The organism is Xenorhabdus entomophaga, from assembly GCF_037996725.1.
GTDB lineage: Bacteria > Pseudomonadota > Gammaproteobacteria > Enterobacterales > Enterobacteriaceae > Xenorhabdus > Xenorhabdus khoisanae.
This window is the reverse complement of the sequence record NZ_JBBMXH010000132.1, coordinates 1-9,409: the sequence shown is the minus strand read 5'-3', so window position 1 is coordinate 9,409 and position 9,409 is coordinate 1. Positions and strand designations below refer to the sequence as shown.

General features: G+C 51.6%; 7 protein-coding genes. All 7 read right to left on the bottom strand.

Going from position 1 to position 9,409, the window contains the following annotated elements:
* Positions 1-3,061 (bottom strand): TipJ family phage tail tip protein (locus AAC854_RS19775; protein WP_340618613.1); only part of this gene is annotated, 3,061 nt, incomplete at its 3' end.
* A 52-nt stretch (positions 3,062-3,113) separates the two neighbouring features.
* Positions 3,114-3,689, bottom strand: coding sequence for a tail assembly protein (locus tag AAC854_RS19770; protein ID WP_340618612.1), 576 nt, complete (start codon positions 3,687-3,689; stop codon positions 3,114-3,116).
* Between the two features lie 3 nt (positions 3,690-3,692).
* Positions 3,693-4,424, bottom strand: coding sequence for a C40 family peptidase (locus tag AAC854_RS19765; protein WP_340618611.1), 732 nt, complete (start codon positions 4,422-4,424; stop codon positions 3,693-3,695).
* A gap of 74 nt (positions 4,425-4,498) precedes the next feature.
* Positions 4,499-5,059 (bottom strand): hypothetical protein, encoded by a 561-nt coding sequence (locus tag AAC854_RS19760; protein ID WP_340618610.1) that lies wholly within the window; start codon positions 5,057-5,059, stop codon positions 4,499-4,501.
* A 97-nt stretch (positions 5,060-5,156) separates the two neighbouring features.
* Positions 5,157-5,900 (bottom strand): phage minor tail protein L, encoded by a 744-nt coding sequence (locus AAC854_RS19755; RefSeq protein WP_340618609.1) that lies wholly within the window; start codon positions 5,898-5,900, stop codon positions 5,157-5,159.
* An 11-nt stretch (positions 5,901-5,911) separates the two neighbouring features.
* Positions 5,912-6,244: a phage tail protein gene (locus AAC854_RS19750; protein WP_340618608.1), complete on the bottom strand. Its 333-nt coding sequence runs from the start codon at positions 6,242-6,244 to the stop codon at positions 5,912-5,914.
* On the bottom strand, positions 6,241-9,409 hold a 3,169-nt coding region (locus tag AAC854_RS19745), incomplete at its 5' end, for a phage tail tape measure protein (protein WP_340618607.1). The genes AAC854_RS19750 and AAC854_RS19745, both read right to left, overlap by 4 nt.

Here is a 9,409-nt window from a genome sequence, read left to right as displayed (position 1 = left end):
CACCGGTTCGCATATTTAACCTAAATCCGGTTCGCCGGTTCGGGTCAAAGTTGGTCGACTGGAGGGTGTCGGCAATCTTCGCACTGGTAATCGTGGCATCAGCAACGAACAAGCTGTTAATAAAAACCTGCCCATCCTTAATCACGAATACCGGCTCCATTTTCCCATTGGACGGATTCACCACCGTAAACTGGTTCGCCCTGACACCGAAATGTGTCTCGACCTTGCCGTTCTTGACCTCGGCTCCAATCACCATGCCTGCCTGATAGAACTGACCCTTGTAGTTCACCCCTGCCCCGATATCCTTGATAGCATAGCCATTGCCATCAATATCAAAGACAGCGGTCGCCTTGGTCTGCACCGCCGCCGCATTCTCACCCACTTCGGCCTGAACTTTTTCCATTGACTCAGCAAAGGCTTGTCTGTCAGTCACCTGTGTGGTTTTGACTTCCAGTATCTCCGCCCGCATCTCGCCATTTTCTTTCAGTTGACGCTGGACAATAGATCCACTCAGTGCCGCATTTTCCATTGCCGCTTCCGAGTTATAATCAATCTGGGATTGCAGCCGTTTTCCGGCCTCGGCAGTGAGGAACTGGTTGCCGGTGGCCTCCACTATCCAGCTCGTATCCGTTGAGGACTCGCCCCGGACAAACTCCGTCCACGGGGACTGATTGCCGGATTTATCCACCAGACGGGCACGGAAGTAGAACGCCACCCCGGCTAACAGTCCCTGTAGGGTATGGGTACGTTGCGGGTAGGGAATATCCGCCAGCAGCATTAACCCTTCACCGTCGTTAGTCGGGCTGTACTGGATCTCGGTTTTCAGCGTGTCGTCCGTCTGTGGCGCAAATCCCCAGTCAAGCTGGATACCAAAGATAATCGGGGTTGTTCTGAATGCCAAAGGTGCAGGTGGATTACCCTCTTTTCCTTTCAGGTGCGTTTCCGGTGCATTCGCCCAGAGACTGGATATCTCAGACGCATTAATCGCCCTGACCCGCGCCTGATAGCGTCCGGCGTAAATATTCGGCACTTCAAAACCCTGTGTCGAGGTTCGGGGGGCAGGTATCCAGTTCCCGTTATCCCGCCGCCACTCTGCTTCATAGGCGATCGCACTTTCAGCCGCTTCCCATGTCACCCGCAAGGTGTTTACGGCAATGCCCTGATTGACAACGGAGTAACTGCCAATCGTCACCTTTTTCGGCGGGGGCTGAACGCCGGGCGGAATGACCGATATGGGGCGTTCATCAATGCGGGTGCCGGTATCAATATGGGTGTATTTATCCGGGTTATGCTCAACGGCGGTGATCTCAAACGAGACGCCGTCCTCGCCCTCTTTGATGCCGGTCACCCTGAATAGCTGGACAGCCAAGTCCGCCGCATCAATCGCCCAGACACATTCAGTGGCCGGCATTTCCGAATAGTCTGTAGTGACCGTGACCACCTGACCGTTCACCGCCTGAATGGTTCGCCCCTCCGCTTTGCCAGAAGGCAGGTTCAGAATTAGCCGCTCACCCGCTTTCGCAGACGATACCCGGTCCAGCGTGATATTGCGCCCATTCACCGCACCCACGCGCCCGCCCAGCACGCGACCGGAAAACATTTCATCAGCCACCCCAATGACGTAACCGGGTAACGGGATTTTGCCATCCAGCCCCACGGTAAACGTGACCATCCGGTCGTACTCGTTGGTGTGCAGTATCCACTTACCCCGCCGTATCGCTTCACTCTGGCGGGTACAGCCGATTGCCGTCACATCCGCCTGTTTGACGTCATAACGACGGATTAACCGGTTATCAAAAACCGGCTCGACCGCATCCTGATAGCCGTTCTGTGGATCTGACCAACTCACCATCGCGGTAGAGTAATGGGTTTTCTCGCTGGAACTGGCATAAACAAACTTACCGTCACGAACATTGGCACGGGTATAGAGGTAATCCATATCGCGCGGCATATCGGCCAGTACATTCATGTTGTTGTTGGCCCAGAACGTCATGCCCCGGAAAATACTGGCAATATCCCGTAAAACGGTCCACGCATCCTCTTGTGACTGAATATAGACATTGCAAGTGTGCCTTGGCTCCATGCCGCCTTTACCGTCAGGCACGGGCTGATCACAATACTGCGCAATGCGGTACAAATCCCATTTCGCCAGACTCAGGTTCTCCGCCTTAACCCGTGTGCCGATACTGAACCGGTCATTCATCATCAGGTCATACAGCACCCACGCCGGATTGTCTGTCCATGCCCATTTAAAGGCGCCTTGCCATACACCGGAATACGCGCGGCTTTCCGGATCATAATTATCGGGTACCCGGATAATGCGCATCTTCGGCTCACAAGAGACCGGAGGAATATCCTTAAATTGTTTAGCATCAAACTGAACGAACAATAAAGCAGTTTCGGGGTAACTCAATTTAGCATCGATAATCTCGGTGATAGCCTCAACGACCATCGCATCATTAATACGCCCCGAATTTTGTTTTGGTGTGAGACGACGGATACGTACCTGCCAGCCAGAGTGCGCTTTGGGTAGATCAATGCGATGTGAGCGGGGATATCGGGTGGTTGTCTTGCCGTCCACCGCTGTTTTCAGTACTTCCTGATACGTCCCACCATCTGTTGATATATCTATCGCATAATCAATAACATACCCTACAGTATCCGAATTCTCTTTTTGTTGCTGTAATGGCCCCCACGCAAGCCGAATACGCACCGCTGACAGTTGAGTATTGGTGACCGATCTGACCCATGTCTCTATCAGCTCGGTGCCAACTTTCAATTCATTTTCGACCGCCGGCATCCCCTTGATATACTCTTGATGCGGCGTGCCGGAGCGAAACTCCCATTTGACGCCCTCAAAGTTGGCCTGACCGTCGGGACCGATAATCGGCGTGTTATCCAGAAAGATATTGGTGCCGTCCAGCCCGCCTTCAAACTCACCTTCACCCAATGCCAGTAAGATTTTGGCATACGAGGTGGATTGCAATGAATCCGGTGATTCAACGGGGGTGCGGGGGCTTTCATTGCCGCCCTTGCTGCCCTGAATAAGATGATGTCCCATATTTCACCCATAAAAAAAGCCGCAGGTGCGGCGAGACTAAACGTAATGACGGTTATTGCTGATCTTCGGCGTAGATGCCCGCTGAGATAATAGCTCCGCCGATCCGGCGTTTACCGTAGCCCACCGGAACAGGGTTGCCCTGAGCGATGGAGTTCACGGGGCCGCCAAAGGCGTAACTGGGTTTATTATCCGGATCTTCCCGTCGCGCCAGTCCCCCCGGCATCGGTGATAACATCTGCACCACGCCGCCCAGCATCATAGACACACCGGACATCACCATCGGTACGCCATAGGGTGTCATCCACATAAACGCCCCGGCGACGACCATCACCGCACCCAAGATAGTCTGAAACACACCCGCTTTCTTACTGCCGATAATCATAGGGGCAATACGGATATCGTCTTCCCCGGAAAACTCCAGCTCTTCTTGGCTGATATTGCGCTTGCCGCTGAACACCGCAAAGGTTAAGCCCCGTTCTTTCGCGGTCAGCAGAAACTTTTCAAATCCGTCAATCAGGACAGACAGTGCCCTGACAGCCTCCTGAGGGGACGATACCGCTAAACGGTGCTCTCGCCCGAACAGGGCACCGAGTATCCCGTACAACCGTATTATTCGTAGTGTGTTCATGGTTTACTCCAACAAAAAACCCGCCGAAGCGGGTGAGTTCCTGTGACGCAGGGTAATAATTGTTCTGTCCTGCCAGTACCCACTGTAGGGCACGCGATGACTGAGTTGTCCGTACGTATGGTGCAACATCAAGCCGTCGCCGATATACACTCCTGCATGGTTAGGCTCTTTGGCCTGCACCTGCATAATGATCACGTCACCCACCTGTAATTCCCCGCTGCACGCTGCGAAGCCCGCCGCCGCATAGTTCTTCATATACAGGTTTTCGCCCCGCTCCCACCAGCTATCTGAGCGCTCAAAATTGGGGATTTCAATATTACGCTCCAGCCGATACCAATCGCGCACAATGGAGTAACAATCCCAAATCCCATGCACGAACGGGCGACCTATGAGTGGTTTTATCCCCTCAGTCGGCATCAGCGTACGAATATCCCCTTCAGGCCAAGAGACGATCACCCACGGGATTTGTGACAGGTCACACTGAGCGATGTCTAATTGGCTGGGCTGTGTTGTGGCGTTGGGATGACTGTGAACGATGGCAACTATAGTGCCTGTATCCTCAGCATTGGCGTAATCTTCGGGGTGAATGCTGAATTGCTCGGTGGGTGAAGGCGCGGTATTGCGACAGGGGATATATTGCTGTTTGCGGCTATGTTGAACCACCAGCCCACAGCATTCATTGGGGTATTCTGCTTTGGCGTGATCCATTATGGATTGGATAATATGTGGGCGCATGTAGGTTTCCTTATATAATAAAAAATCCCGTCAAGACGGGATCTCATAGTTCATACATTGCCATATGATTATATCTAGAATGGGTTGTCGTATTTTTCTGCTAATTTTTTAAGTATTGGCTCGTCTTTAGTAAATAATTCCTTGGGGTAATATTCATAATTCACCCACAGTATATAAGGCTCAGATTCTCCTTTATTGAGCCTTAACTGAATCTTCATTTCATTGTATTCATAGTCTTTAGCTAATTCATGGTTATTCTGCTCATTAAGAACAGGCGATCCATATTTATTGTTCAGATTCGATGCAATGAAATTAAATTTCTCTTTTAATTTATCGTAATTTTTACCCGAATCATTCACGCCAAAAGTAATTGATCTTAACCCTCTGTTAAGAGGAAAGAAGTCCAAAAAGTACTCACCATCATATTTAGACTCTATAGGAGCTGATTCTATCCTTACCGTATATACTAATTTATCTTGATATTCATTAAATTTTTTTAGGTCTAATTTTCTAACCTCATCAATAGTCATACCCCATTTGAATCCGAACGGTGCTTGAGGTTCATCTTTTGCCAACCCAAACACCGACTGATTTATGGTGAAAAATGTCAAGATAATTAAAATAATTTTTTTCATCAAAAGCTCTCTCACTTGTCAGTAAAATTGCAACAATGAAGAAAATTGAATCAATAATCAAGGATTGTCTATAAGGAGGGGCAGAGTTTGCACTATATTACCGTCTCAGTAATGCAGAACCGGGGAAGCCGCCAAATGGAAGTGAATTCCCTTTTCCAAAACGCGGTTCGCACCCTGTTGATAGCAACCCGGAACAAACATCCTTTGACGGGTCGTCGGTCGGGTTACCATCCTCATCAAAATATTGAGTCCCTGTGTAGCCACATGGCGACTTTCGATACAAGCCCCGCATACACCACGTACAAAGAGCGTGTATCTGGCGGGTCGGGATTTGAATCCCCTGCAAATCAGCCGGGGAAGATAAAGCAAAATGAACCTCTGTATTATCTTCATGGGTCTTACTGTCAATGTAGAAAACGTCAATCTTTTCTTCTGAAGGGTTAGCGTCCGGGTTACCCTCGGGGAAATTTCGCGCATCCAGATAGTGCGCAAAGGTCGTATGCAGGGTGACACGCGCCTGCGCCATATTCTGATACGCCAGACACAGCGCACTGACAGTGCCATCCAGATTGGCAATGCTGAGCGTGGGGGATACCGCCTTACCATCACCACTGATCTCTAATCCTTCAATTCTGACCGGCCACGGCTTATACTCCACGCCCTGCCACCAGAGAGATTTAGCGGGTAAATTATCTGTATCGCCTTCCAGCTCTGCTTCCGTATAAGAAATCGGGTGATTGTGAAAATACAGCTCTGGGCCGCCAAACGCGGAACCATCAACGGCGAACAAAAGAATTTTACTCCCCGGCTCAAGACGCTGGAGAGTGGCATTGATTGTCATGGTAAAACCTCTTAAGGATGATAGGTGCGAGTGAACGTCACAGAGAGAGTAAAGTGGGACCCGTTGGCTTGTATGTTGAATTTCCCGGCCTGATACAGCCCCAACTCAGATAACGGATTACGCCATTTAAAGGCGCGCCATCCTTGATGCTCACGCAGAAAAGTAATCACAGGTTCTATTTCAGGCAACGTCCCCACAAAGGACAGGGGCCAGCTCTCCCGCCGTGCGTTGATCCCGTCGCCCGAGGTTTGCTTATACCCGTCACCGAACTGAACAGAACGCACCACGGGTTCAAATTCCCCCGCAGCCCCAACCCGTGCGGGAAAATCAAATGTTTTTATCATCGCCTGCCTCCTTTGATGGCTACGCTTAATTCACCGCCTTGCCCCAGACTTTTATGCAGCAATAACTTGAACCGCTGATCGACAAATTTCGCCACATCCTGACCCGCAGATTCAAATCCGCTGGTTGCCTTCACTTCGTGGTTCCCGTCAGGGTTAATCACAATACTGACATGATTGGTGGTCTGGCTGCTCGTACCGCCCATCGCCTGCACACCCAGCTTACCGTCTGATCCACGTTTTAATGGCAGAATGGCTTCCGGTCCCGCCTCCCCCATCAGGCCACCCCCGGTGGCAAATTTAAACAGGGTTGGGCTGCTGACAATCTGTCCGCTGTATTGGCTTAAGTTCGCCGATTGGTAAACACCCCCTTTGGCATTAGGCACAAAACTGCGCCAGTCGGTCGATATTCCCATCGCCCCCACACTGGCCGAAGACATATTGCCGCCCGCCGAGGCTAAAGCACTGGTACCCATATTCGTCATACCGCTACCCCCGAAGAATCCGGACAGCGCCTTAGTAATCATGGCCTGCATAGCGATACGAACCAGATCCTGAATAATGGATTGCGCCAGTGATGCAGACAGTTCTTTCATGGATTCAGAGAAAGACTTAGTGCCTGTCAGCATGCCGGTCAGGGCATTACCTGTCCGCTGTTCGACCACATCCAGCAAGCCCATCTGCATCTTCTGAAAATCACCCTGCGCACCATACAGCTCCTTGGCTGCTGCAAATTGTGCATCCTTAGAGCGGGTACCGGCTGCGTTGGCCAATTGCTCGTAACGCTCCTTTTTGATGAGGTTGTTTTGGTAATAAGCCTCATACAAAGCCGTTTGCTCGGTGAGCTGGTTCCTAAGTTGGGCTAACGGATCAACTTCCCCCGCCATATCCAGACGCGGGGCCGCAATCTGTTTGGCTTGTTCTGCCAGTTTGTCTTTGACTGTGGTCTGGTATATTGCCCGGCTGGCTGACAGATACTCCTGTTCTGACAGTAATCGTCCGGCGTACAGGGCTTTCAGTTCCTTACTCGCCTCTTCTTCCTGACGGATTAACGCTTTTACAGGCGCGTATCTTTCTGCCAGTTCCCGCCGTTGCTTTTGGTGATTTTCGGTATTGAGGGCACTCAGACGCTGAATTTCATGTTGGGAAACTAACCCGGATTTACCGACTTCATCCAGTTTTCGCTGGGTTTCCTGTTCACTCAGCACAATACGGCCCAGACTCGTCGTATGCGCCCTTTCTATTTCAAGGCGCAACTGGTGATATTGATTGAGGATTTGGGTACTATTCCCTTTCTTGTTACCCCCACCGCCGCCCCCGGGGCCTGTCCACGGATTGCTATTGCCGCCTTCAAGCTTAGGGGGAGGAGGAGGCGGTACGTCAAATTTTCCTGTTGTCACAGTTGAACGTAGATTTTTCTGTCTTGTTGTTTTATTTTCCAGCCCCTTCAGTATGTCTTCTCGCCGGCTAAGTAGCTCCCGCCCTTTCTTTTCAACCTCTTTAGGGTCTTCATAAAGGAAACTTAATGCACCTTTTTGACGATTTTTCAATCTGCCAATTCTGGTTTGAGAGTATCTTTCTAGCTGGCGATCAACCTGCTCCAATTCCTCTTTCAGGTTATTTATATCTTCCTCATTCTTATCTAGCTCCACCTCCAGCTTAACCTTAGAAAGCTGTTGTAATTCAGCAATAGTTTCGACGGTTTCATCTTTTAATTGCCGCAGTCCCTCTCTTGTTTGAACGCTGTGGTTATATAACCCATACAGGGCTGAGCCTGCCAGCATCGCAGCGCCGAACGGGCCGCCTAATAACGACAAGGCACCACGGGCACCCGCCGTCATCCCTGACAAAATCTGGGTAGAATACGACAGTTTCCGGTTAGCCTCAGCCAACAGGTGCTTCGCGGACGTTTCGGCCGCAATGGACTCTTTGATTTTACGAAAGTTAGCCGCGTATTCTTTCTGGTAACTGATATCAAGATTATGCTGCTTATTGATCATCTTTTGGGTGGTCAGCCACTGGTTCTGCTGTCCGGCCTGCTCACGGATGGCCCGGGCCGAGTCAATCGTCCTTTGTGCTGTTTCGGCCTGTTGTTTAGCCACATCACGGGCCGCTTTTTCCGTTGAACGCCACGCGCTGACATTTTCACGCAAACTGCCGGTGAGTTTGGTGGCCACTACGGGGATCAGGGTGTGCAGCGCCACAGCCGCCACCAGATTAAAGTTTTCTGACAAGGCATTAATGGCCGTGGTGGCACCCTGCACCCCTGAACGCAGCGGACCATCGGCACTCTGACCGACTTTAATCGCCAGTCCTTCAAAGGTGCTGCTCAGCACGTCGAGATCGGCACTCAGGTTATTGGCGCGTGCGCTCGCCTGTTCATAGGCAACCTGCGTCCCGGTCAGGGTCTGGGTCAGTTCGTCCAGTTTTCCCCGGCCGGTCACTAAGTTGGAGGCGGCACTGACATTGGCCCGCCCGAACAGCCTGACCGCGTCGGCGGTGGACAAGTTTTTAGTGGTCAGGTGTGCCAGTGCCGAGGACAGCCCGGCCACCGAGGGTTTCAGTTTTTTATCCGTTGAGCGTTCCAGTGCCAGTACCACGTTGCGGAAGGCTGTCCCTGCCTCGGCCCCTTTAATGCCCCGCTCTGCCAGAATCTGAATGACGGCGCTCAGCTCCTCAAAACTGATCCCTGCCTGTGCCGCCACCGTCCCGCCGTTTTTGATGGCCTGCGCCGTTTCAGCAATTTCGGATGAACCGTATTTTGCCCCGGCGGCCAGCACGTTAATAAAGCGGTCAGCCTGTGCCGCGGAGGCGCTGAACTGGTTTAATGAGAGCGCCAGTGCTTTAGTCGCTTCCGGCAATTCAATCCCGGAGGCCTGCGCTAAGATCACCGCTTTCTCGGTGGCCAGTGTCAGTCCTTCGGTACTTTTCAGCAGTTCCGGTTTCGCCGAGGCCATCAGCTTAAACGCCTCGGTAATGCGGGTTGCCCCAAACTCCGTGGTGCGGCCCAGCCGCTGGGCGTTTTCATCCAGCTGCTTTAACTGCGCCCCTGTCGCGCCCGTAATGGCCGACAAATCGGACAGTGCCTGTCCGTACTTACGGGTAGTCAGGATAATGGAGCCTAACGAAAAGCCCGTTCCGGCCAGCATCATTAACCGGCCGGAGACG